This is a genomic window from Marinomonas arctica, assembly GCF_003259225.1.
Classification (GTDB): domain Bacteria; phylum Pseudomonadota; class Gammaproteobacteria; order Pseudomonadales; family Marinomonadaceae; genus Marinomonas; species Marinomonas arctica.
Genome location: NZ_QHJF01000013.1, coordinates 1 through 22,481, shown reverse-complemented (window position 1 = coordinate 22,481; position 22,481 = coordinate 1). Strand labels below are relative to the sequence as shown.

Genomic DNA, 22,481 nt, shown 5'->3' with positions numbered 1-22,481 from the left:
AGTTTTACAGTATTTGGCGCTTAAAAACGGCTGGTCAACCCCATGTAATAAACACGAGGGTTGCCATCGCCATGGTCATCACCTGTTCTAACGATAGTGCCAGTTAGATTTTCAACGCCAGCTCGCAAGCTAACACTCTTATTGACCTGGAACGTCGTGCCTACATCCAGTGTGGTGTAGGCTTTCGCAAAGCGTATTTCGTCTTCTGTGTTGTAGGCTTGCTTGCCTAAATATTGTACTTTTGTAAAGGTGTTCCATTGTTCATTGACATCCCAGTATAGGCCAACATTGGCTGTCACTTCTGGAACCAGCAATAACGGCTCATTATTGTCTTTCCTTTCTGACTCAATCATGTAGGTTAAGTTGCTTTTTAGGTTAACTGTGCTTACGATCGGTGCGGTAAAGGTCGTTTCAATACCACTGGTTTTAGCTGCCCCAACGTTACGTTGGATGGTGTACCACTGACCATCAATGATTCCGTATAAATTATTTTGGATTAGGTCTTCAATGTCGGTATAAAAATAAGTCGCATCAAATTGGTAGCCAGCATTTTCAAAGATAAAGCCGACTTCGTAATTGGTGCTAACCTCAGGCTCTAGGTCAGGGTTACCTAACATAGTACAGCCACCACCAGTGTAGCCTAACGCAACTAATGAGGTGCAACCGTTGCCCCGTGAGAACGTTCCAGAACTAGGTGATCGCTCAAGTAGCGTCGGTGCTCTAAAGCCTTGCGAGATACCACCTTTGATCGTCCAAATATGGGAAGGGTGATAGACCAAATAGGCTCTAGGGCTTAGGTGGGCATCAAAGCCGTCTGTTTTATCTAAACGTGCCCCTAATGTTAGCGTTAAATTATCTTTCAAATATAATTGATCTTCCGCAAACAGTGAGCCAGACCAGCCGTCTGGGTTTAGTTCAGGCGTAATTGAATTACCATCTTTGTCTTCGCTTAGGTTGCCAATAATAGAGCGATTATAGATATCTTCGGTTTTGTATTGCAGGCCAAGGGTCAAGTCCTGATCCACGCCTAACGACATTGGGATATTGGTTTTTGCGTCAAGTACGGTTTCGTTGGCTTCAGAATCTCCCGTGCTATATCCACCACGTCCATTTGGTAATGCTTGGTCATTATTGTTGTATTGATTGTGGTACAAGTTGATCGTGTTTTTAACGTTTCCTAAATACCCTTCATAACCAATACCGTAGCCACGATGTTCTAGTTCACCGACACGATATTGTTCGTACTCCGCATTTGGCGCTGAGTCTGACTTTTGTAAGCCATAGTTAAAGTCAAACTTTAGTGTGTGGTTTTTGTTTACTTCCCAATTTAAGGCAGTATTTACACTATTGTTGTCGAAACCAGAGCTCCCGCGCGCATTAGTATCGGCATCACGCTCCGTTTTATTTAACCCAATTTTTAGCCCTACACTGTCGCTTAGTGGCCCCGCAATATTTGCTCCTACCTGAGTGGTGTCACCGAACGAACCACTGTCTGGCTTTTGATAGTTTGTAGAGACTGATCCCCCCCATTTTGCTGGGATTTTGCGAGTAATGATGTTTACAACACCGCCCATCGCCTCTGAACCATACAGAGTAGACATAGGCCCACGAATAATTTCTATGCGTTCTATCATTTCAGTGGAAATCCAATCCAGATCTTGTCCTACAAGGTTTGCTCGGTACCCTGTTAATGACGATCCGCCCACACGTTTACCATCAACCATAATTAAAGTGTATTGGCTTGGCATGCCGCGAAACGAAATTTTAGAACCCGCTCCAGCATTCGTGTAGCCACCTGAAGCACCAGGTAGTTCACCGAGTAGTTCAGACAGACTTGTGGTTGGTGTTCTTTCTATGTCTTCACGAGTAATAACACTGATAGAGGCTGGAGCATCCTTTATATCAATATCATTTCCTGATGCTGTCACAACTAGCTGATCTAAGTTGATTGAATCTTCTGTAAGCGTGTCTTCCGCAAGCAATATGGAAGAATGAGCGGCGGCGCTAATTAGAGTGGCTAAGGCCGTAAGCTTATAATGACGAGGTGAAGGGATCATTGTGAACATTTTCTCCTTGGTTATGGTCGAACTTATTTCGTATCATATTGTCAGTAAATTGTAGTGAGAATCCTTATCATTTGTATTATCTAGTAATATTGCTTTTTTGTGGTGGTACGTATTGTTCCTCTTTTTGCAACATGGCAGGTTTGATAAGACGTGATATATCCCGTGGACAAAATAAGGCGTGTTAACAATGAGATTTAATGGGCTTCAGTGGTTACATCAGGTAGAAGGTCAGGAGAGTATGAATGTACGATCTTAATGAAGTGAAGACCTTTGTGTCTGTCATGGAAACGGGCAGTTTAAAAGACAGTGCTCATAAGCTTGGGGTATCAAAATCCACTTTGAGTCGCCGGATTAGTAATTTAGAAAATGCCTTAAATCAACCCTTATTACGTCGCCAAGCGAATCGGCTTATCGCCAATGAGGCGGGGCTTAAATTTTTGCCTTTTGCTCGAAAAATGCTCAATGTGGCCGATGAAGGCCATAAAGCAGTGGAAGAGTTAAAAGAGGAAGTTAGTGGGTCGTTAGTCGTTTATGTACACACCACGCTAGTACGAGGCTGGTTTTCAGCATTGATGTTTGATTTCTTGGAGGAATTCCCACAGGTTAATATAGATGTTCGTACAGGTAATCAGTTATCCCAAGAGATAAAAAGTAACGACGTGTGTGTGTGGGTTGGTGAACCTGCTAACGATCAATTACGTTCTGAACGGATTGGACAGTTAAGTCAAGGCTTGTATGCCAGTGCCGATTATTTAGAACGAACTGGAAGGCTGAGTCATCCGAGCGAGCTGAGTCAATACGCTTGGATCGACACACTAAAAAGTGAGCAAAATAGCATCGTGTTGGAGCATGAGACGCAAGGCGATGTATCTTTTGATTTGCCTAAGTCACGACTGACCGTGGATCAATATATATTGCATGCCGAAGCCGTCATTCGAGGCAAAGGCGTCGGTCTACTGCCACATTATTTTGCTGAAAAGCATTTGGCCCGCCACCCTGAAGTATTTGTGTCCTGCTTGCCGGAATGGAAAGGCAAGTCACAGCCCGTTTACCTACAATACCCTTTCGGTCATTTACCAAGGAAAATGCACGCTTTGATTCAGTATCTAAGAGACGAAGCCAAAGCGTTTTATTGATTCTAAGGTCTCTATCTTGTTATTACTCAGACTTCCACCAAGGTGTTAGTGGTGGAAGTGTGTTGATCGAAAAAATGTGCCCAAACTGAGGTGTGCTCAATACCACATTTCGGTTTGCAGACTCAGTCACCACGCGATCAAATGGATCATGCCAAGTGTGGAATGCGAGGTCGAACGTGCCATTATGAATGGGCATCATAACCTTTCCTTTCAGATCGATATGCGCTTGAACGCTTTCTTCTGGTTTCATATGGATGTCAGCCCAGTCTGCATCGTACGCACCGGTTTCTATCATGGTGAGGTCAAAGGGGCCGTATTTGTCTCCTGTTTCCTTAAAGCCCTGAAAATAGCCAGAGTCACCGCTAAAGAAAATACTTTCTTGCGCTGTTTTAATTACCCAAGCGCCCCATAAAGTCGCATTACCATCGCCCATGCCACGCCCAGAGAAATGCTGAGTTGGTGTGAAGGCGACCAATCCTTGGCTGGTTTGCAGCTCTTGCCACCAATCAAACGTGGTGATTGTGTCGGCCTGAACGCCCCAAGCAATGAGATCACCATCCACGCCTTTTGGTACTAAAAACTGTTGTGTTTTTGTGCGTAAAATCTTGATGCTTGCCTTATCTAGATGATCGTAATGGTTGTGAGAAATCAATACTTTATCGATAGGCGGTAAGTCTTCTAAACTAATGGGAGGCTGGTGGAATCGTTTGGGACCGGCAAACGGAAAGGGGGATGCTCGATCTGAGAAAACAGGGTCGATTAGCCAGTATTCACCATACACCTTTAACAAAATAGAAGAGTGTCCAAGCTTAACCAGGTGTAAGGTGTTATTGCTCAGTGCGTCTAAATCGGCACGACTTATGCGGCTAACTGGAATGTTGATATCTGGCGTCGTATCCACTTTCTTTTCCGTGAAAAAACGCACCCATAGGGCAGCAGTATCGCTAAACGTCATGGGCTGACGCGGTGCTGTATTATGAAATTTAGCGTCTTTATAAGGCGCAGAAGTGACCTCCGTAATAGGAGGCACCTTTGATTTAATGTTTAGGTTAACGATGTAAATCGCCAGAGCGAGTGCAACAATTAAGGCAACAAAGAGTTTGACCACAAACATAGATAATCACTTTTAGGTTAGATAGCAGCTTATAATTTGGGCTAATGGATAAAACACAATCATAGAATTGTGTTAATAATAAGCAAGTGTCCAGACTTCAGATCTGTATGGTAGTTGAGTAAACTGAGCCAAACGTTTGATTAAGGTAGAAAGGAGCCAACGTGATTCACATTGAAAAAATGACGACTCGGCACTTAGCTGATGTTCTATTGCTAAGCGTTGCAGACGAACAGCAGCGGTTTGTTGGCAGTATCGAGGAAATATTAAAAAGCGCTAATGCGCAAATTCGTCCTCATGTGATTTTTGTAGAAGGTATCGTTGTTGGCTTTTTTTTAATTGATACCATTTATGCAAAACACTTTGATTTTGCTAAAAAACACAGTCTAGGACTGCGTAGTTTTTTTATCAGTAAAGAGTTCCAAGGCAGAGGCTTCGCCAAGCAAGCCATCTTGGCATTGCCCCATTATCTGAAAGAAACATTTCCAACGCATTCGATTATTTATTTAACCGTAAACTGCCAAAACCCCGTTGCTAAAGAACTTTATTTAAAGGGCGGCTTTGAAGATACCAACAACCTGTACCATGGTGGGCCAGCGGGCCCACAGCATATTTTGATGAAAGCGATTGAACCCAGCATTGGAGCTGAAAACGAATGAAAAACATGCCCATACAACCTATTTCGCAAATTATGTGGGATGACATACGCCAGATTCAAGCCGAAGCTTACTCAGAAATCGAACCTGAAAGCCTAGAAGTATTACAGAGTAAATGGCAACAATCGCCAGCGTGTTGTTTTGCTTACCTTGACGAAAAAAGAGAGCTGGAAGAGCAAAATGGGCCAGAAGATAAAGAAGAAGCACAAGGCATATTGGGATACTTATTGGCTCATGCTTGGCACAGTGAAACGCCGCCCAAACTCTATCAAACCTTACCGGAAGGCAGCCATGGTTCTATCTTATTTTTGCATGACTTAGCCTTGTCAAAACGGGCTGCAGGCAGAGGAGTTGGCTCTCAAATGGTCAAGCATTTATTGGAAACCGCTACCCTATTAGGGTTTAACAGCGTTTTACTGGTTTCCGTGCAAGACTCAGTGGCGTTTTGGCAGAAGCATGGTTTTAATGAAGTAACGAGTCAACAGGCCAGCGACAGCTACGGTGAAGACGCCAAAATCATGAGGAGACGGGTGCCTTGAAAAAGGAGTTTGCCACCAAGCCTCTCTTGCTAAAACCAAGGCCAACCGCCATATTTTTATATTGTATGTCATCTATTTAAGTCGAGGCATTATCGATATCAAATTACATTTGAGGTACGTCCACCTTACACATTGGATGAGCTATTTCAATCAATCCCTTTAAGGCTTGCTTAGCACGGTCGTCACCATGCACCAAGTGCACTTTTCCGGGGCGCACTCGCATGCCTTTTATAAAATCCAATAAATCCTGTTGCCCCGCGTTCACACGGCGTTTCGCTTCCACATCTCAGTAGGGTTCAAGAGATCGATAAACACGAGTAAAACGACTGGCGAGAGGGGAGTCGATAATAATATCAATATCCTCCCAATTTAGTGACATGCCAGATCGATGTGCACATGGGGCACCACCAAAGCCCGCACCACTGACACATCAAATTCGATCTCCAAACGATTCGAATTCGCCCCAGCACCAGACGTCTCGGCCCCCTGAAACAAACCGCAATCCACCAGAACTGAGTTATCACCATCCACAAACAACTCATGGCAAGACCCAGTCACACTCTGCACCGCACCATGATGCTTAATATCCAACATGTAAATCCCTCTGCAACAGACAAAAAATAGCCTTACCTCACAACAACCGTCTCTTTCCCTTAAAAACCCAATGGGAGGGGCAGACCTGAACTGTCATCTATGTCTAATTTGTGGTGGATTTTACAATACGGTGACGACGTCTTCTAAGGCGAGGCGAGATTTTGGTAATGTCGCGTTGTAGTCTTCGTCTTTGTGGTGATAACCGATCGCGAGTGCTACGTCGCATTGGTAACCCACGAGCTCATTATGAAATAGCTCGCCAATCAATTCGGCATCTACACCTTCCATTGGGGTCGAGTCGATGTTGAGACGTGCCAATGTGTGCATTAGGTTACCTAGAGCGATGTAAGCTTGCGCTTTGGTCCATTGTGCTGTGCTGCCGTTTTCTTCTGTGTTGAGTTCGGCAAAAGCGAAGCTACCAAATGCTTGCTCTCTGTTTTCTGGCTTTGTACGGCCATCCATAATGCCTTTGTCAACGACTTTTGCGTAGTCCTCGCGTTTGTAGTGGGTTTTGTGTGCAAACAGTACAATGTGTGACGCGCTTTTAGCATGTTTTTGGTTGAACTGGAATTTGTTCGCAAAAGTATCATGGAAGCGTTGTTTGGCGGCATCACTCTCAATCACGATGAACTTCCATGGTTGTGAGTTAATGGAAGAAGGTGATAAGCGCAGTGCTTCGTAGATGATTTCTAGATCTGCTTGGGGAATGCGTTTTGCGGCATCGTAGTGTTTTGCTGTGTAGCGTTTTTCCAGGTCGGTAATAATTGGGTGTGCCATTTTTTGTTTCCATCATTAGGGTGATGACTCACGCGTGGCGAGTCTTGATGACACTATGGTAACGAGACTTTATTAAATGAAAAATAGGGTTTTTATTGAGTTATTATCAAAATATATTTGATAATAACTCCATCATTTTTTCTTTAAGGGTTAAGCTATGCAGCTGGAAGATCTTCGTGTTGTGCTAAAAGTAGCGGAGTTTCGCAATATCACGGCAGCAGCGACTCATCTAGATATGCAGATGGCCACGGCCAGTGCGGCGGTTAAGCGAGTGGAAGCGTCACTCGGTGTCGAGCTATTCGTCCGTACGACGCGTCATTTACGTCTTTCTAGTGCGGGCGAGCGTTATTTACCACAGTGTACGGCGGCGCTGGCTTTGTTAGAGCAAGCCAAGCAGACGATACACAATGATTTGGACATTATTAGCGGGGAAATCCGTTTGGCGGTGTCGTCTGATTTAGGTCGAAATGTGGCGATCCCTTGGGTTGATGCGTTCATGACACAGCATCCTAAAGTGACTTTGCGGGTGCATGTTAGTGACAGCAACATTGACTTTTATCGTGATGCGCTGGATATCGCATTGCGTTACGGCCCGCCAGCTGATTCCAATTTATACGGTTTTAAAATCTGCAATGTGCCACGCTTGCTGGTGGCCAGTCCCAGTTACCTTGAAGCTCAAGGTGTGCCTGAACACCCTAAAGAGTTGCTGCAACATCAGGGGTTGTTTTATCAGTTGCAGAATATACTCAATGATACTTGGCACTTCTCGTGTAAAGCGTCAGGGACGGAACGATCTTACAAAATTAAGCCCAAAGCCTATTGTGCGGCGAACGATGGGGATCTGGTACGGCGTTGGTGCGTGGCTGGAAAAGGGGTGGCGATAAAGTCGTCGCTGGATATTGCTAACGACCTGCTGGCAGGGCGTTTAGTACCACTTCTGCTGAATTATAGCATTCCCTCCGGTGAACTGTGGCTGGTTTGCCCTAGTCGTCAATCTATTACCCCAACCGTAAGGCTATTGCGTGATATGTTTCGTGAACGAACCGAGGGACTATTAAAACAGTTGGTCGACAGGAGGTTTGTCACAGAGGCTGTTTTGGCGGATTAGCGTTTTATTTAAATATTATGGTCTCTTGCTGCGTCACGTCATTTCATTGCTATAGTGATGAGAGTAAATTATTTTTCCTTTGCAATGCTGTCGAGGTAGGGATATGGCGGAGTTTCTTGTGTTGGGTGCTGGCATGGTGGGTGTGAGCAGTGCTTTGGCGCTACAGGCTCGTGGTCATCAGGTAACCATTGTGGATCGCATAGGCGCAGGGCTGGAAACTAGTTACGGCAATGCCGGGATGATTCAAGTCGAGGCGGCGGAGCCTTATGCGTTACCAAGGGACATGGTGACACTGCTTAAATACGCCTTCGAGATCAGTAATGATGTGACTTGGACATTGTCTGGAGCCTTACAAATGGCGCCTGCCTTGTGGTCGTATTTTCGTCATTCATCGTTAGAAAAGCACGCTAAGATTTCTCACATTCATTCGCAATTAACCTTTCGCTCTACGGCGGATCATGAGCCTTTAATTCGTGACTCGGAATCTGAGCACTTGATTAGCCATTGTGGTCTTGTGATGCTGCATCGTGATGAACGTGAATTTGAAAAAGCCGTGAAGAAAGCCGAATTTTTGCGGCAAGAATATGGTGTTACTGCCGATATTTTTGACGGTAAGAGTTATCAGCAAAAAGAACCGGCTCTGAAGAAGGCACCAGCTGGGGCCGTGCATTATACGCAAAGTTGGAGCTGTACTTCGCCGGGAGGTTTGACCAAGGCGTATTGTGATTTGTTTGTTAAACGTGGTGGACGATTTGTGACAGGCGATGCCAGTACCTTGCAGCATGGTGTGTCGAGTTGGAAAATTCTAACGCGTGATGGCGAGTTAACCGCTGGGCAAGTGGTGGTGGCGCTTGGACCTTGGTCGCCAGAGCTATTGAAACGCTTCGGTTACCGCATTCCTATGGTTTACAAGCGAGGTTATCATGGGCATTTTCATGCCCCTAACACGCTCCAACGTCCATTTTTAGATGTGGCAAATGGGGTTTTAGCCGCGCCAATGTGCCAAGGGCTCAGAGTCACAACGGGGGCGGCGTTGGTGCCTATGAAGGCTGCGAAAAACATTAAGCAGCTTGAGCGTGGAGCCACTGCGTTAAATGAGATGATCGATTTAGGGAAAAAAGTAGACGAACCACAATGGTCGGGTACGCGTCCTTGCATGCCAGATATGTTGCCTTTAGTAGGGGCTGCCCCCAATCATAAAGGTTTGTGGTTTCATTTTGGTCATGGGCATCAGGGCTTTACGCTTGGGCCAACGACTGCGGCGTTATTGGTGCAGGCGATGGACGGTGAAAGCCATCCTTTATTAGAGGCGCTTTCACCTGCCAAACGCTTAATGCGATAAGCCGGTTAGCGTTTTAAGAAACCGCGCGCTTGCAAAAAGTCGAGCATGTGTTCGCGCTTTTTCCTTTGAACTGCAGCCGCGGTTTGCTCAGACCAGTTGCTGTTTTTCTGATTGTCGCCACGACTTTGGTAGTAGGCTTGCATTTGTGCATCGTAGGCGTTGACATCGTCGGCGCAGCGGTGGCTGTCGTAGCTGTCTTTGTGCAATATAACATCGACGGGCAGACGGGGTTTTAAGTCGGGCTGGGCGTCAGGATAACCTAAGCAAAGGCCAAAGATGGGATACACTTGATTTGGCAGGTTTAACAGCTCGGCGACTTGCTCAGGATCGTTACGAATGCCACCAATAAACACAGCCCCTAGACCGACCGACTCCGCGCCTAGCATTAGGTTTTGCGCAAAAAACGTGGCGTCTGTTGTGGCTGCAATGAAGTGTTCGGTATTGCCTTCTAATGCGCCCAAGCCTTGTTTTAAGCTGCAATATTCAACGCGAGTCAGGTCCGCGCAAATAACGAAAAATTCCGCTGCCGATTCGACCCATTTTTGTCCGCCCGCCAAGGTAGCAATTTTTTGGCGATTTTCTGGGTTGCTCACTTGGACAAGGGAGTAGGCCTGAATAAAGCTTGAAGACGCAGCGCCTTGGGCACTTTGGATCAGTTGTTTTATTAGGGATTCATCAATCGTTTTATCTGTGTATTGACGAATGGATTTGTGATTTGACTGTGCTTGAAGAATCGGGTTCATAATTCACAACTTTTATTAATGAGATGCACAAATACTAGAGGCTTAGTGGTGATGGGTCAAAGAGCTTCAGGTTAAGAAATAAGCATAAACAAAGGAAAGACCTAACCGCTGGGCTAAGTCTTTCCCTTAAGGGAAACGTCTGTTTTAGAAACGGTATTCAGCACCCACACTGGCTTGTTTGAAGTCGGTGTCGAAGGAAGAGTCGGAATTGACGTTATCGGCATTCAAGTCGACGTCGTACCAGGTGTATTGTGCGTTTACGAGCAAGTTTTCCGTTACTTTGAAGTTCACACCGGCCCCGGCGAACAAGCTTCTGTCGTCTGAGCTGCCTTTTACTGAGGCAATATTGTAGTCGGTGTCATGCCAAAGTTGACCCGCTTTGGCAAACAGTTCAACCGTCTGGGTGATCGGAATGGTCCCTTTCAAAGCCGCTGTATAACCTGTTGTTTCGGCGTTAGCGGCGCTGCCACCGTATTTACCAAAGTCAATGTAGCTGCCTTCTAGCGCAAGGAATGAATTAAAACGATAGCCGACAATTCCCTGTACTACATCGTTGTTGTCATCAAAGTCGTCGTCGCTTTCCACTTTAAGGTAACCGTAGTTACCACCAACATAAAGGCCGCTGTTGTTGTTAGCCATGTTTTCAGCTTTTGCTACGCCACTGAGAGAAGCTAAAGCGATGCTACCTGCTATTACGGGAATGAACTTTTTCATTTTATAACTCCTTTTAGTTACTTTTTGAGAACTTCGTGAGTTGCGCTATTAATGTGGCGTATGACGAGATCGAAGGCTAGGTTTTCGCGTTCAGTTACCTATTTGCTTCATTTTCTATGCGGTAAACCTAGGTAAGAAACACTTTGCTGATACTTGCGAGGGCCGTTTTTCGTTTTATAAAAGAGGCTAAGCGGCTTTAAATAAAAAAAGATGCCTGTCGTTTGGCATCTTTTTCGTGGAATACAACGCATTGAAAGGGCTCGAGTGTGTCGCTTTAATGGTACTGGTGACTGGCCACTTCGCCCCATAAGCGTTCAATACGGTTGTCGCGTCCGCAGCTGGCGCGGTAGTACGCATAACGGATCGGGTTTTTGGTGTAGTAGCTTTGGTGATATTCCTCTGCAGGGTAAAAGGTTTTTGCAGGAAGAATCTGTGTCACAACATCGTCTTTGAACGGTTTGGTTTTTTTAACATTGGCGAGTGAGGCTTCAAAAACCGCTTTTTGTTGGTCGTTCTGATAAAACATCGCGGTTTTGTAAGGTGCTCCTTTGTCACAGAACTGGCCTTCTGCGTCGGTGGGATCTATGGTTTTCCAATAATAATTGGCAAGGGTGTTGAGCGAGACAATGTCATCATCAAAATAAATAACCACGGCCTCAAAGTGTCCAGTGTCACCTGCAGATACTTGCTTGTAGGTTGGGTTTTCAGTGTGGCCGCCTGTGTAGCCGGAAACCACATCACTGACACCTTGTACTAATTCAAAGTCGGACTCCACACACCAAAAGCATCCGCCAGCAACCACCATGGTTTGTGGCGCAGCGTGCAGCATGCTACTTAAGCTGGCAGCGCCACCAAAAACCAGCAACCCTAAGGTGCGAGTGAGCGTATTTTTCATTGTCATTTTGAAAGCCCTCTGCTTGTTCAAAAATAGTCAGGCGACTATTTTGTTGATTGGTTTCTTTGACGCGCCAAGAAGCATTTTTCTTACAGTTTGTGCTGACTAATTGTCATGATGCTCTATTCTTCCTATTTAATCGCCTATTTTTTAGCCATTTTCATGGCACACTGTGCTTATTCATTGGTTCGTCTAGTGTGGTTTCTTTATATATGCTGAGCATATTAAAGACATCTGAATAATCAATTAAACAAATATAGGCTTGTCTTATAGTATGCCTATCAATCGTTAATGTTTCTTTAAATTTGAATGGGGTCGTTATGAGCGCATTTGTTACGGAACGTGTTTTGAGCGTTCACCACTGGAATGACAGTTTATTCAGCTTCAAGACCACGCGTAATCCGAGTTTACGTTTTGATAATGGTCAGTTTGTGATGATTGGCTTGGAAACCGAGACTCGGCCTTTGATGCGTGCTTACAGTATTGCCAGCCCAAATTATGAAGAACATTTAGAGTTTTTCAGTATTAAAGTGCCTAATGGTCCACTTACCTCGCGTTTACAGCATCTACAGGTTGGTGATGACATCTTGGTGAGCCGTAAACCGACTGGTACCTTGGTGACGCGGGATTTGCTGCCAGGAAAACATCTTTATTTGTTATCAACGGGAACTGGCTTGGCGCCATTTCTCAGTGTGATTCAAGATTTTGACGCCTATGAGCAATACGAAAAAATTGTTTTGGTTCACGGGGTTCGTCATATTAATGAATTAGCCTATGCGGATTTTATTGAGAAAGTATTGCCTGAGAATGAATTTTTTGGTGATCAAGTTCGTGACAAACTGATTTATTATCCGACCGTGACACGTGAGCCGTTTCGCAATCAAGGTCGCCTGACCGATTTGATTCGCAGTGGGAAATTGGCCGAAGACATTGGATTACCGCAACTTAGCCCCATGAATGACAGAGTGATGATTTGTGGTAGCCCCAGTATGCTAAAAGACACGTCAGCGCTGCTTGATGAGCTGGGCTTTAACGAGTCGCCAAAAATCGGTGTGCCTGGGGATTATGTTATTGAGCGAGCGTTTGTCGAACATTAGTCGCGAGGGTTATGCTTTCGTTGATGAATATATTTAGGAGATGTTATGAGTTCTAGCCAAGATTACCTTCCTCCCAAGGTGTGGACATGGAATACCGAAAACGGTGGTAAGTTTGCCAGTACCAACCGTCCTGTTGCGGGTGCCACACATGAAAAAGTCTTGCCTGTTGGTAAGCATTCACTGCAGCTTCATTCCCTTGGTACGCCAAATGGTCAAAAAGTGACCATCATGCTGGAAGAGTTGTTGGCATTGGGCATCGATGCGGCTGAATACGATGCGTATTTGATTAACATTGGTGAAGGCGACCAGTTTGGTTCTGGGTTTGTTGAAGTGAATCCTAACTCTAAAATCCCCGCCTTGATGGACCATTCGACGACGCCACCAACGCGTGTGTTTGAGTCGGGTTCTATTTTGCAGTATTTGGCCGAAAAGTTTGATGCCTTGGTGCCAAAAGATCTGGTCTCTAAGACGGAATGCCGTAACTGGTTATTTTGGCAAATGGGATCGGCGCCTTATTTAGGTGGTGGTTTTGGGCATTTTTATGCCTACGCGCCAACGAAAATGCAGTACCCAATTGACCGTTTTACCATGGAAACTAAGCGTCAGTTAGATGTACTGGACAAGCATTTGGCGGATCATACCTACATGGCGGGTGACGAGTATTCTATTGCAGATATCGCTATTTGGCCTTGGTATGGCAATTTGGTACTGGGGAATTTGTACGACGCGGCTGAGTTTCTTGATGTAGCCAGTTATACCAATGTACTGCGTTGGGCAAAAGCGATTGAGCAGCGCCCTGCTGTGCAACGAGGTCGCATCGTTAATCGGACATGGGGAGAGGTTTCCCTTGCTGAGCGTCATGATGCATCCGATTTTGATGGGCTTATTGAATAAAAAATAACGCGTTAGTAGAGCGCTTCTCGATAAGTGAAAGAGACAAGTTGATTAAATGACTTGTCTCTTTTTTTATAGTCGTACAAAACATGTGCTCAAAAAATAAACCGTTATTTGCGTCTATTCTGCGGTTTGTCACCGTTTTGTAAGGTGGGAATATGTTAGAGTAGTGACTTACGAAATCTGTTGGCCAGCATGATGCTGCAACCTACTCTTTGTTTGTGTCTATGTATGAGGCGATGTATGCCTTCTTTTTTTGCAGCGGCGAGATAAAAGAGAACAGCTCTACGTCCCTTTTAGAGAGCTTTATAATGCAAAATTTAACGCAAGATGGACAAAATCTCGTTCATTCCCTTTCCCGTCGTTACAACCTAAGTTTTGATGCTGTGATGCACATGCTGATTGCTGTCAATAATGGCAATGGTTCTATGGCGCAGTTTAATTGCCCTGAGCTCGGTGGCGGTGGCCAGTGGATGCGTGGTGGTATGACCATGGTCGGCGACATGTTTAATTATGGTTTGAAATCGATGGTGGATAACCTGTGTAACGAGCTTGCCAACGGCTTGGCGAGCATGCAAGTCTTTATGCCTTTACCCAAAGGCTCACTCTCAAGCAATCAATGGTGGCCTGGTGATCTTGGTCAGCCGTTTAGCAGTGGTGCGCAAAATAGCACACGTTACGCGATTTTCCCGAATCGTTTGGCGGTGGAAGTCAATGGTCAGGTGACTGTGTATGACACCTTGGACAATAATATTGGCGGTATTAGCCAGCAGCAGGGCGGTAATTCGTCACTGACGTTTTCCAGCCAATACGGCACCATTCTCGTCAGCTCTTTACCTGTTGTGTCTGGCGGAAGTTCTGCTTCTTCTCCTATGCCTGCACCACACAATAACTTTGTTGAACCGCCTGCGCCTACGGTGTTTACGCCAGCTCCGGCAATACAAGCCCCTCAGAATTTGACTAATGCATCGTCTGTTGATGAAGTGATTCAGCTGATCGAGAAGTTGGCGAAATTACGAGATATGGGCGCGATTTCGGATAATGAATACAATTCAAAAAAGACCGATCTACTGAATCGAATTTGATGTAAAGACACGTTATAGCATGTCATCTATTGAGAAGAGGTTGTGAATCAATCTCTTTTTTTTGGGTGATAAATATTACATCGTTAATTTGTTTTTGATGAAATTTAAGAATGCCTCAATGCGTGAAGCCAGAGTGGAGTGTTTGTAATAGACCGCTTGGACTTGCTCCCTTGGATTAGGGCTATCGATAAGCCCTGGTAGCAGCGAAACCAAGTGGCCTGATTGAATGTCTTTGCTGATCATGAAATGAGAGAGCAAAGCGATGCCATTGCCTTCGAGACAAAGTTGTCGAACGGTTTCACCACTGCTGGCCTTTATGTTCACCGAAAGTTGAATTGTTGGGGTAGTGGGCAGTTTATTGAGATTGGCCGTGTCGGAAAAGCCGATAATGGTATGTGAGGTAAGTGCGTCAACTGTGGTTGGGGTGCCGTGTAGTGCCAAATAATCCGGTGCTGCAACTAGATGGAGTGGACTCCTACCTAACAAGGTTGCATGCAATCCCGAGTCGCTCAATCCGCCAATGCGAATAGCAAGGTCTGTTCGTTTTTCTATTAAATCAATAATGTTGTCATTTGATACCAACTCTAGCTCGATATCTGGATAAGCGGTACGAAAAGGCTTCACGAGTGGAACCAATTGGTGAAGTACGAAGGGGCTAGCGGCATCCACGCGCAATCGTCCACTAGGGCGAGTTTTCTGAGCTGTGAGGGCAAACTCTGCACCCGCAATTTGCTCCATTGCGCTGCGAATCGCGATGATAAACTGCTCGCCTTCCTGGGTTAGGCTGACTTTTCGAGTCGTACGGGTAAATAAGCTGCAGGCGTGCTCTTGTTCAAGACGAGCAATCGCGCGCGAGACTTTTGCCACTTGAATGTCTAGTGCATTGGCAGCGGCTGAGAAACCGCCATGATCAGCGACTGCAAGCAATATTTCTAAGTCTTCCGTTTTAGATCGAATGCCATTCATTGAGTATTCCATCGTATTATTGTTGCTGTTTTTGATAAAGTGATTTGTCATTAATGCTATTTTTGTGAATATTAGCAAGCTTCATACTCCACTCCAACAAAACATGAGATGTTTTTTAATAAAGTATCTCTTCAACTTAGGAGTGCATAATCATGCCACTTGCTCTTTGGGCGCTGACACTCAGTGCCTTTGCTATTGGAACCACGGAATTTGTTATTGTTGGGTTGATTCCAACCATTGCCAATGATTTGTCTGTGTCTTTACCTAGTGCTGGCTTATTGGTCAGTCTTTACGCGTTAGGTGTCGCGGTTGGCGCGCCAGTGCTAACGGCTTTGACTGGGAAGTTGAACCGTAAATGGTTGCTGATCGGATTAATGAGTGTGTTTATTGTCGGCAATATGTTGGCGTGGGCGGCACCAGGCTATCACTCGCTCATTGTGGCGCGGATCTTAACCGGTTTGGCTCACGGTGTATTTTTCTCCATAGGGTCAACGATTGCGACTCGTTTGGTACCGAAAGAAAAAGAGGCCAGTGCTATTGCTTTGATGTTCACAGGTTTAACCGTTGCGCTTGTCACTGGTGTACCGTTAGGTACTTGGATTGGTCAGCATTTTGGCTGGCGTGCGACTTTTTTAGTGGTATCGGCATTAGGCTTAGTCGCTATGATCGGTAGTGCGCTCTTGGTTCCCAATAATCTTAAGCAATCACCGAGTGCGAGTTTAGTAAAACAGCTGTCAGTCTTAACCAAACCGCGTTTGCTTTTAGTATACGCCATGACAGCTGTGGGTTATGGCGGGACGTTTGTTGCCTTTACTTTTCTTGCTTCTATTCTTGAGTCTGTGAGTGGTTTTCCATCTTCTGCTATTGGTTTGATCATGTTGGTGTATGGTGTTTCAGTCGCATTTGGCAATATTTGGGGCGGCAAAATGGCTGACAACATTGGTCCAATTCGTGCTTTATCGTACATCTTCTTGGCCTTGTCGGCGGTGCTTTTGCTATTTTACTTTACTGCGCCATATCCTTGGTTCGCTTTGGTAACGGTACTACTTTGGGGGGCTTTTGCTTTTGGCAATGTGCCAGGTTTGCAAGTCTATGTGGTGCAAATCGCGGAGCGAGAAACGCCACATGCGGTAGACGTGGCTTCTGGTTTAAACATCGCAGCGTTTAATGTCGGCATTGCGTTTGGGGCGCTTGTTGGCGGTCATATTGTTGATCAATATCGTCTTGTTGATACGGCTTGGGTTGGTGCCGTGATTGTTTTGATGGCATTGGCTCTAACACGTTTTAGTGGCTATTTAGATAAAAAAGATCGCTTTACTGCTCAATTAAATAACGTTTAACAGGAATGGAAAAAATATTATGAAAAATACCAGCTTTACGATGGGAATGGGCACTTTTCGACTACAAGGCCAAGTCGCTTACGACTCGGTAAAAATGGCGTTAGAAGAAGGTTATCGCCATATTGATACCGCACAAATCTACGGTAATGAGGCCGAGGTGGGGCAAGCCATTGCAGACAGCGATATTTCACGAGATGAACTGTTCATCACGACAAAAGTGTGGTTCGAAGCCTTTAGCGAGGATAAATTCATTGATAGTGTTAAAGATAGCCTTACGAAGTTAAAAACCGATTATGTGGATTTACTCTTGATTCATTGGCCGTCACCGAAAGATGAAATTGATATGGCGGTGTATCTAAATGAATTGAAGAAATCGAAAGAGATGGGTTTGGCACGTGAAATTGGTATCTCTAATTTTACCATTGCGCAAACAAAAAAAGCGATTGAGATCCTTGGTGTGGACAATATATATACCAATCAGATTGAAGTTCATCCTTATCTGCAAAACATTAAATTAGTGGACTTTTGTCAGGCCAACAAGATTACCGTGACAGGCTACATGCCATTTGCTTATGGCAAAGTGCTGGTCGATGATGTGCTAAACAGCATGGCTGAGAAGCATCAGATTAGTCCAGCACAATTGGTGATTCAGTGGCTTGCTCAGCGTGCTATAGTGACCATTCCATCATCTACTAAGCGTCATAATTTAGTGTCTAATCTTAAAGAAACTGGTGTTAGATTAAGCAAAGATGAAATGGCGGACATTGCGGAACTGGATTGTAATGACCGACAGGCTAATCCTGATTTCGCTCCCCTATGGGACACCTCTCGTTAGTGTTTCAGTCTAGTGATAAAAGCCCACTGATGGGCTTTTATCACGTTTTTCTTCTGTCATTATCCATCAGCAAGCGTTTGATTCGCTTTGTACTCGTCTAGGTTTAGCTCAAAAATTAGAGAGTCTGAGTCCTGTTTGATGCTACGTTCTTTTTTACCAAGATGACGAATTGTAGTGGCATGAAACCAGAATCGTGTGCTTATACCGCTCTTTATAGATCCATTTTCTGTATATTTGCGTATGTATAGGTTAGACAAGTAAGCTGATCAAACGTCTGTTTTTATGTATTTCTTCACTATAAAGCGAGAGAACCCCCCCTCATAAGAAGCAAATATCCTGTTGAAGAAGCCACCTAAGACAAACATCTACCCCTTCTAAAGGGTTGGAGAATAAAGATAGATTCACTATCAAGTCATCTCAGTGACGAGCTGACTCACCTAGAATTGACTCGTTCGATGATCAGCCTGAACCCGTAGTGGCATCAGCTAAAATATCATCAATGTATACGGATACTGATATGCTAAGTAATGCAATCGAGCGCGAGCTTGACCCAATCGATGCGGTTATCACTTGGGTCGATGGGAATGCTGCGAAACATCAACAAAAAAGACAAAAATATATGGCACTGGAGTCTTTGCCACTTCACGAAAATGCGTCTAATCCACATCGTTGGATGTGTAACGATGAGATTCTGTTCTGCATTCAATCCATTGAAAACCACGCGCCATGGATAAACAAAATTTGGGTGGTTGTGGATGAAGATGGCCCTGATTTATCCAGTCTCTCAGAAAGCATTAGAGCTAAAGTGCATCTTGCCTATCATTCGCAAATTTTTGATGGCTTTGCACAGGTTTTGCCGACTTTCAATTCCTTGGCGATTGAGAGCATGCTCTGGCGGATAGAAGGGCTGAGCGAGCGATTTATGTACTTCAATGACGATGTTTTCTTGACGGCACCTTTAAGTCCTGCAGATGTTTTTGATGGCCTTACTCCTGTTCTGCGAGGCAAATGGGTTGATTATAGCGGCGTGCTTGGTTGCGCTGAAATGCGAGAAGACCCCGCGAAATTTCATTGTTTTATGCAGATCAATGCGGCGCAAATCATAGGATATCCTGCTACAAAACTGTTTTCTGCGGCGCATGTTGTGCATCCCTTTCGGCGTTCAAAGATGGCCGAATTGTTTGCCCGTTATCCTGATGACTTTTTCAATAACATAACGTATCGATTTCGCAACTTGGCGCAATTTCTCCCGCAGGGGTTACACAACCATGCTTGTATCCATGACCAAGAAGCCAAAATCAGCCTGGTAGATGATCATCTTCATATTTCAAGCGGGCAGGGGAAAGGGCAACCAGCCAGCGACACGCTAGCCTTGCTTAGCAGAGCGACAGATCCTGATATCAAGTTTTTATGTGTGAATGATCTCCCTCAATTGGTAGAAATCATCCCAAATGCCGCTGAATGGGTGACGCAGGCAATAGGTGGCTTTTCTGAGCTCGCTGAACATACAACTCTTGATACATTGTGTTTGCCACCAAAAGCTGCAGCGATAGAGTCAGTCGCGTAAGGGTAGAAAATAAAAAGCCAACAATTCCATGATTGTTGGCTTTTGTTATCTGATACTCATCGAAAGATAGGTTAGTACTGAGAGTCTTTTAACACTCGTTCGCCATAGATGCCATTTTTTGGAATCGGTGTGTAGCTAGAGTTGGCCGCGCGCATGACTCGAATTCCCTCGGCACCCGCGTCACGGGCAGAAATAATGTCGCCATCTGCATCGCCGTAATACACTTTGATGCCATTCTCTTTGATGTACTTGGTTTTTGTGTATTCCGTACGACTCGATCCTGCAAAAATGACATCGTGCATATCTTTGATATCAAACGTCTTTTTTAGATATTCTGTCGTGAAATTACAATCAGAACCAGTGCGACCTGTGATGAAATAAATACTATCACCACGTTCTTGGTGCATGGCAATTAACTCTTTAGCAATGTTCTTAGGCATGCTGAAGGCGTCCCAGCCACAGTTTGCTTTGTCCCAGAAGTCTTGATTCGTTAGGTAAGAATAACCATTTGGCGAGAACTCTTGCTGGCCACGATAAAAAACCGGCGTGCTAAACAGGGTCGTATCATCGATATCAAAGCCCACCGCAAACGGCGCTTTGCCTTGCAGCTCTTGCTGAATGTCCGCAACAGAGATCATGGTCACATCTGATGGCATACCCGCCGTGGTCATATCAATGGTGGAATAACCTTTATGAGTGCCTGGTGTTTTTGGATCTGCGTGAGCAGAGAGACTGGCGATACAAGCCAGCGCAAGTGTTATCGAGCGTAGAGTATAATTCACAATGTTTCCTATAGGTTTCATTATTGATGGTTTGTTTATCTTATCCCTAAAAAATAAGATTTTCTATCAACTTGGTTTGGTTTGGTTTGATTGGAGGGCAGAGCAAATACTTTATCTAGAGCTAGTTAATAAACTTCTGCTTGATAAGTGATCAAATGGAAATTAAAATGATCTTTTAATAGGTCGATTAAAGGTGCTTTTAAATGACTTCTAGAATCCTTTCCGACGTGGCTGCAAGCATTACTGAGTTTAAAGCCAACCCGATGAAAGTCGCTGCAAGCGCACATGGTAAAGCGGTTGCAGTATTAAATCGCAATGAACCTGCGTTTTACTGTGTCCCTGCTGAAGCTTATGAAGCCTTAATGGATAAATTGGAAGATATGGAACTGATCTCACTCGCGAAGGAACGCGTCAATGAAGAAAGTATCTCAGTCAGCATCGCTGACTTATAAACTCGAATTCAAAAAGAGCGCCTTGAAGGAGTGGCGAAAACTTGGTGCTACGCTGCAACAGCAATTTAAGAAAAAACTGATCGAACGTTTAGATCATCCACATGTTCCTGCTTCAAAGCTTTCAGGGGCTGACAACCTTTACAAAATCAAATTACGCCAATCAGGTTATCGCCTTGTCTACGAAGTACAAGACGATGTCGTTATTGTCACTGTGTTGGCAGTAGGAAAGCGGGAGCGTAATGAGGTTTATAAAAATGCTATTAAACGGGTTTAGATAGCGTAGTCGTGCGTGATTAGCTACTTTCTGTTGTTTTATCGATCATATCAATTCCTGGAAGGACGAAGGGCTCAATACCTAGGATCATGGTGGTGTTTTTTAAGCTAAGGTTTGCCAGCTCAATTACCAATGGCGTTATTTTGTAGTCTGTTAGATATGCCTCTTCCTTCTCAGTTAAATCATCACTTTCTTTATTACTCAGTTTTTTTAATTTTTGCCGCTTTTGTATGTCATCAAGATTGTTCAGGTATTCAAAAGCAAACAGCGTCACCATCATGGGAAAGGCATGTTCACTTCCTGCTTCTTCGGTTGTTACTTCTACTGGCTCTTTATCCTCTCCGGAGTAAAAATTACGAAGTAGATTAAAACTGTTATTCAAACGTTTTATCTGACGAGGGTTAGATAACTCGAAATGCTTAAGCCAATAAGTGAAGGCACGTTTTTGTGGCTCGGTGAGTTGCTCTATTTGTTTAATATCTTTTGTGGGAGCTACTGTTTCGTTTTTTTCAATGGGAGAGTCTGTTTCCGACGTTTCTGTGTTGGTTTTTTCAGTATTCTGTCTAATGACGTTTCCTTCTTTTTAGTCTTTGCTTCTTGACCAATACCATCTGTCTGGTTTGCTTCATCTGTGTTGTTGGTGTTGTTTTTAATAAAGCTACTATCCTCTTGAAGTAAGGTGCCTGCTTTTTTGGCTAGCGCTTTACTTTCGGGTGAGCTGGTTTCATCCCAAAGGTTAGCTAGGTAACTAGCTACAGATGCTTCATCTGGCTCAGTGAGCACAATAGGAAGGTGGATAATTTTCGCCAAATAGTCACGAGCGATCAGCCTTGGGTCTTCAATATGATGTTGTGTGGCGAGTTCTTTATAATTAAGTGCTAATGCCGCTAAGGCAATCCGTTGGTCTACGGCGATCACTACGATCACATTGTCCAAGTCCAATACCATGCGCACCGCTTCAAGCACTTTGACAATCCCTTTGTGTCCACAACGGTCTAAATCATCCACCACATAGAGTAAGCGTTTTTCATTACCCAAACGTACCTTGGTGAGTTTTTTAATATGCTCGCGCATCACAGGAATCGTGCCTAAGTGTTTGCCATAATCCGGTAACTTCAAATAGGTTAAAAGCTCTTTTGCTAGTGGTCCTGCAAACACTTCTTTGGTTTTTTTGAATGTAGGTATCAAAAACGCACCAACCCAAGCATAAGGTAAAATGGATGCGACACCGTTTCCTAATGGTTGAACCAGGCTTGTAAAAGCGCCTTTTAGCGAATCGGGCACCCATAAAGGAGCAAGGGAGGCTGCAAACAGTGACAAGGGGATGAGCACTTTGAAGCCATGTAAGCTCAATGCGAACCGAGCTGTCAACAAGACTTTTCTCAAAGGCCAACTTGCTTTTTCCCAATAAACAGGTTTAGGTTCTGGGCTAGATAGCGCTTTGATCATTTCTTGGGCGATACCGGCTTGTAGGTTGTCCGTATGTTCGTATTCCCAAGCATTAAACT

25 protein-coding genes are annotated in these 22,481 nt (G+C 44.6%); 13 read left to right on the top strand and 12 right to left on the bottom strand.

Annotated features, from left to right (window positions below; genetic code table 11):
• Nucleotides 1-20: 20 nt before the first annotated feature.
• A complete protein-coding gene (locus tag DK187_RS09180) occupies nucleotides 21-2,057 on the bottom strand; it encodes a TonB-dependent receptor domain-containing protein (protein ID WP_111607056.1) in 2,037 nt (678 codons plus the stop codon).
• 251 nt (nucleotides 2,058-2,308) lie between these two features.
• Between DK187_RS09180 and DK187_RS09175 the strand changes: the two genes are divergently transcribed.
• Complete coding sequence (locus DK187_RS09175) at nucleotides 2,309-3,202, top strand: LysR family transcriptional regulator (RefSeq protein ID WP_111607055.1); 894 nt, start codon at nucleotides 2,309-2,311, stop codon at nucleotides 3,200-3,202.
• Between the two features lie 22 nt (nucleotides 3,203-3,224).
• On the opposite strand, the gene DK187_RS09170 is transcribed toward DK187_RS09175, so the two are convergent.
• Nucleotides 3,225-4,316, bottom strand: coding sequence for an MBL fold metallo-hydrolase (locus DK187_RS09170; RefSeq protein ID WP_111607054.1), 1,092 nt, complete (start codon nucleotides 4,314-4,316; stop codon nucleotides 3,225-3,227).
• A gap of 161 nt (nucleotides 4,317-4,477) precedes the next feature.
• Here DK187_RS09170 and DK187_RS09165 point away from each other — a divergent pair, with 161 nt between their 5' ends.
• Together DK187_RS09165 and DK187_RS09160 are read left to right on the top strand one after the other, a co-directional pair.
• Nucleotides 4,478-4,972, top strand: coding sequence for a GNAT family N-acetyltransferase (locus DK187_RS09165; RefSeq protein ID WP_111607053.1), 495 nt, complete (start codon nucleotides 4,478-4,480; stop codon nucleotides 4,970-4,972).
• The gene (locus tag DK187_RS09160; protein WP_223232300.1) at nucleotides 4,969-5,508 is read left to right on the top strand and encodes a GNAT family N-acetyltransferase; all 540 of its coding nucleotides are present in this window, start codon (nucleotides 4,969-4,971) and stop codon (nucleotides 5,506-5,508) included. The genes DK187_RS09165 and DK187_RS09160 overlap by 4 nt, the downstream gene beginning before the upstream one ends.
• 103 nt (nucleotides 5,509-5,611) lie before the next feature.
• On the opposite strand, the gene DK187_RS09155 is transcribed toward DK187_RS09160, so the two are convergent.
• From DK187_RS09155 to DK187_RS09145, 3 genes are all read right to left on the bottom strand, one after another.
• On the bottom strand, nucleotides 5,612-5,791 hold the full coding sequence (locus DK187_RS09155; protein ID WP_111607052.1) for an MBL fold metallo-hydrolase RNA specificity domain-containing protein: 180 nt from the start codon (nucleotides 5,789-5,791) through the stop codon (nucleotides 5,612-5,614).
• Nucleotides 5,792-5,877: 86 nt separating this feature from the next.
• Nucleotides 5,878-6,102, bottom strand: coding sequence for an MBL fold metallo-hydrolase (locus DK187_RS09150; protein ID WP_204355608.1), 225 nt, complete (start codon nucleotides 6,100-6,102; stop codon nucleotides 5,878-5,880).
• Between the two features lie 120 nt (nucleotides 6,103-6,222).
• Nucleotides 6,223-6,879 carry an NAD(P)H-dependent oxidoreductase gene (locus tag DK187_RS09145; protein WP_111607051.1) on the bottom strand — a complete coding sequence of 219 codons (657 nt, stop codon included), beginning with the start codon at nucleotides 6,877-6,879 and terminating at the stop codon, nucleotides 6,223-6,225.
• Between the two features lie 157 nt (nucleotides 6,880-7,036).
• On the opposite strand from DK187_RS09145, the gene DK187_RS09140 reads away from it, so the two are divergent.
• Complete coding sequence (locus tag DK187_RS09140; RefSeq protein WP_111607050.1) at nucleotides 7,037-7,987, top strand: LysR family transcriptional regulator; 951 nt, start codon at nucleotides 7,037-7,039, stop codon at nucleotides 7,985-7,987.
• 103 nt (nucleotides 7,988-8,090) lie between these two features.
• On the top strand, nucleotides 8,091-9,329 hold the full coding sequence (locus DK187_RS09135; RefSeq protein ID WP_111607049.1) for an NAD(P)/FAD-dependent oxidoreductase: 1,239 nt from the start codon (nucleotides 8,091-8,093) through the stop codon (nucleotides 9,327-9,329).
• A 5-nt stretch (nucleotides 9,330-9,334) separates the two neighbouring features.
• On the opposite strand, the gene nfsA is transcribed toward DK187_RS09135, so the two are convergent.
• The 3 genes from nfsA to msrA form a co-directional block, all read right to left on the bottom strand.
• Nucleotides 9,335-10,072 carry an oxygen-insensitive NADPH nitroreductase gene (nfsA, locus tag DK187_RS09130; RefSeq protein WP_111607048.1) on the bottom strand — a complete coding sequence of 246 codons (738 nt, stop codon included), beginning with the start codon at nucleotides 10,070-10,072 and terminating at the stop codon, nucleotides 9,335-9,337.
• A gap of 144 nt (nucleotides 10,073-10,216) precedes the next feature.
• A complete protein-coding gene (locus DK187_RS09125) occupies nucleotides 10,217-10,786 on the bottom strand; it encodes a porin family protein (RefSeq protein ID WP_111607047.1) in 570 nt (189 codons plus the stop codon).
• 274 nt (nucleotides 10,787-11,060) lie between these two features.
• A complete protein-coding gene (gene msrA, locus DK187_RS09120; RefSeq protein WP_111607046.1) occupies nucleotides 11,061-11,687 on the bottom strand; it encodes a peptide-methionine (S)-S-oxide reductase MsrA in 627 nt (208 codons plus the stop codon).
• 314 nt (nucleotides 11,688-12,001) lie between these two features.
• Between msrA and DK187_RS09115 the strand changes: the two genes are divergently transcribed.
• From DK187_RS09115 to DK187_RS09105, 3 genes are all read left to right on the top strand, one after another.
• The gene (locus DK187_RS09115) at nucleotides 12,002-12,778 is read left to right on the top strand and encodes a ferredoxin--NADP reductase (protein ID WP_111607045.1); all 777 of its coding nucleotides are present in this window, start codon (nucleotides 12,002-12,004) and stop codon (nucleotides 12,776-12,778) included.
• 45 nt (nucleotides 12,779-12,823) lie between these two features.
• Nucleotides 12,824-13,672, top strand: coding sequence for a glutathione-dependent disulfide-bond oxidoreductase (gene yghU / locus DK187_RS09110; protein WP_111607044.1), 849 nt, complete (start codon nucleotides 12,824-12,826; stop codon nucleotides 13,670-13,672).
• Nucleotides 13,673-13,983: 311 nt separating this feature from the next.
• Nucleotides 13,984-14,757 carry an SHOCT domain-containing protein gene (locus tag DK187_RS09105; RefSeq protein ID WP_111607043.1) on the top strand — a complete coding sequence of 258 codons (774 nt, stop codon included), beginning with the start codon at nucleotides 13,984-13,986 and terminating at the stop codon, nucleotides 14,755-14,757.
• A 75-nt stretch (nucleotides 14,758-14,832) separates the two neighbouring features.
• Here DK187_RS09105 and DK187_RS09100 read toward each other — a convergent pair whose 3' ends face one another.
• Entirely contained in the window at nucleotides 14,833-15,723 is an 891-nt protein-coding gene (locus DK187_RS09100) for a LysR family transcriptional regulator (protein ID WP_111607042.1), read from the bottom strand.
• A 152-nt stretch (nucleotides 15,724-15,875) separates the two neighbouring features.
• Here DK187_RS09100 and DK187_RS09095 point away from each other — a divergent pair, with 152 nt between their 5' ends.
• The 3 genes from DK187_RS09095 (at nucleotide 15,876) to DK187_RS09085 (ending at nucleotide 19,465) form a co-directional block, all read left to right on the top strand.
• A complete protein-coding gene (locus DK187_RS09095; RefSeq protein WP_111607041.1) occupies nucleotides 15,876-17,063 on the top strand; it encodes an MFS transporter in 1,188 nt (395 codons plus the stop codon).
• 19 nt (nucleotides 17,064-17,082) lie between these two features.
• Nucleotides 17,083-17,898: a 2,5-didehydrogluconate reductase DkgB gene (gene dkgB / locus DK187_RS09090; RefSeq protein WP_111607040.1), complete on the top strand. Its 816-nt coding sequence runs from the start codon at nucleotides 17,083-17,085 to the stop codon at nucleotides 17,896-17,898.
• Between the two features lie 517 nt (nucleotides 17,899-18,415).
• Nucleotides 18,416-19,465, top strand: a complete 1,050-nt coding sequence (locus DK187_RS09085) for a Stealth CR1 domain-containing protein (RefSeq protein WP_111607039.1) — start codon at nucleotides 18,416-18,418, stop codon at nucleotides 19,463-19,465.
• Nucleotides 19,466-19,536: 71 nt separating this feature from the next.
• On the opposite strand, the gene aphA is transcribed toward DK187_RS09085, so the two are convergent.
• On the bottom strand, nucleotides 19,537-20,247 hold the full coding sequence (aphA, locus tag DK187_RS09080) for an acid phosphatase AphA (protein ID WP_111607038.1): 711 nt from the start codon (nucleotides 20,245-20,247) through the stop codon (nucleotides 19,537-19,539).
• 203 nt (nucleotides 20,248-20,450) lie between these two features.
• Between aphA and DK187_RS09075 the strand changes: the two genes are divergently transcribed.
• Nucleotides 20,451-20,699 (top strand): type II toxin-antitoxin system Phd/YefM family antitoxin, encoded by a 249-nt coding sequence (locus tag DK187_RS09075; RefSeq protein ID WP_111607037.1) that lies wholly within the window; start codon nucleotides 20,451-20,453, stop codon nucleotides 20,697-20,699.
• Entirely contained in the window at nucleotides 20,662-20,973 is a 312-nt protein-coding gene (locus tag DK187_RS09070; protein ID WP_442915034.1) for a type II toxin-antitoxin system RelE family toxin, read from the top strand. Before DK187_RS09075 ends, DK187_RS09070 begins: the two co-directional genes overlap by 38 nt.
• Before the next feature lie 19 nt (nucleotides 20,974-20,992).
• Here DK187_RS09070 and DK187_RS09065 read toward each other — a convergent pair whose 3' ends face one another.
• Together DK187_RS09065 and DK187_RS09060 are read right to left on the bottom strand one after the other, a co-directional pair.
• Nucleotides 20,993-21,355 carry a hypothetical protein gene (locus tag DK187_RS09065; RefSeq protein WP_111607036.1) on the bottom strand — a complete coding sequence of 121 codons (363 nt, stop codon included), beginning with the start codon at nucleotides 21,353-21,355 and terminating at the stop codon, nucleotides 20,993-20,995.
• A gap of 110 nt (nucleotides 21,356-21,465) precedes the next feature.
• On the bottom strand, nucleotides 21,466-22,481 hold a 1,016-nt coding region (locus tag DK187_RS09060), incomplete at its 5' end, for a P-loop NTPase fold protein (RefSeq protein ID WP_111607035.1).

What these genes read in the sequence shown, in the direction of transcription:
- DK187_RS09180 (WP_111607056.1), bottom strand. Translation starts at nt 2,057, where the DNA reads ATGATCCCTTCACCTCGTCATTATAAGCTTACGGCCTTAGCCACTCTA.
- DK187_RS09175 (WP_111607055.1), top strand. Translation starts at nt 2,309, where the DNA reads ATGTACGATCTTAATGAAGTGAAGACCTTTGTGTCTGTCATGGAAACG.
- DK187_RS09170 (WP_111607054.1), bottom strand. Translation starts at nt 4,316, where the DNA reads ATGTTTGTGGTCAAACTCTTTGTTGCCTTAATTGTTGCACTCGCTCTG.
- DK187_RS09160 (WP_223232300.1), top strand. Translation starts at nt 4,969, where the DNA reads ATGAAAAACATGCCCATACAACCTATTTCGCAAATTATGTGGGATGAC.
- DK187_RS09150 (WP_204355608.1), bottom strand. Translation starts at nt 6,102, where the DNA reads ATGTTGGATATTAAGCATCATGGTGCGGTGCAGAGTGTGACTGGGTCT.
- DK187_RS09145 (WP_111607051.1), bottom strand. Translation starts at nt 6,879, where the DNA reads ATGGCACACCCAATTATTACCGACCTGGAAAAACGCTACACAGCAAAA.
- DK187_RS09140 (WP_111607050.1), top strand. Translation starts at nt 7,037, where the DNA reads ATGCAGCTGGAAGATCTTCGTGTTGTGCTAAAAGTAGCGGAGTTTCGC.
- DK187_RS09135 (WP_111607049.1), top strand. Translation starts at nt 8,091, where the DNA reads ATGGCGGAGTTTCTTGTGTTGGGTGCTGGCATGGTGGGTGTGAGCAGT.
- nfsA (WP_111607048.1), bottom strand. Translation starts at nt 10,072, where the DNA reads ATGAACCCGATTCTTCAAGCACAGTCAAATCACAAATCCATTCGTCAA.
- DK187_RS09125 (WP_111607047.1), bottom strand. Translation starts at nt 10,786, where the DNA reads ATGAAAAAGTTCATTCCCGTAATAGCAGGTAGCATCGCTTTAGCTTCT.
- msrA (WP_111607046.1), bottom strand. Translation starts at nt 11,687, where the DNA reads ATGACAATGAAAAATACGCTCACTCGCACCTTAGGGTTGCTGGTTTTT.
- DK187_RS09115 (WP_111607045.1), top strand. Translation starts at nt 12,002, where the DNA reads ATGAGCGCATTTGTTACGGAACGTGTTTTGAGCGTTCACCACTGGAAT.
- yghU (WP_111607044.1), top strand. Translation starts at nt 12,824, where the DNA reads ATGAGTTCTAGCCAAGATTACCTTCCTCCCAAGGTGTGGACATGGAAT.
- DK187_RS09105 (WP_111607043.1), top strand. Translation starts at nt 13,984, where the DNA reads ATGCAAAATTTAACGCAAGATGGACAAAATCTCGTTCATTCCCTTTCC.
- DK187_RS09100 (WP_111607042.1), bottom strand. Translation starts at nt 15,723, where the DNA reads ATGAATGGCATTCGATCTAAAACGGAAGACTTAGAAATATTGCTTGCA.
- DK187_RS09095 (WP_111607041.1), top strand. Translation starts at nt 15,876, where the DNA reads ATGCCACTTGCTCTTTGGGCGCTGACACTCAGTGCCTTTGCTATTGGA.
- dkgB (WP_111607040.1), top strand. Translation starts at nt 17,083, where the DNA reads ATGAAAAATACCAGCTTTACGATGGGAATGGGCACTTTTCGACTACAA.
- DK187_RS09085 (WP_111607039.1), top strand. Translation starts at nt 18,416, where the DNA reads ATGCTAAGTAATGCAATCGAGCGCGAGCTTGACCCAATCGATGCGGTT.
- DK187_RS09075 (WP_111607037.1), top strand. Translation starts at nt 20,451, where the DNA reads ATGACTTCTAGAATCCTTTCCGACGTGGCTGCAAGCATTACTGAGTTT.
- DK187_RS09070 (WP_442915034.1), top strand. Translation starts at nt 20,662, where the DNA reads ATGAAGAAAGTATCTCAGTCAGCATCGCTGACTTATAAACTCGAATTC.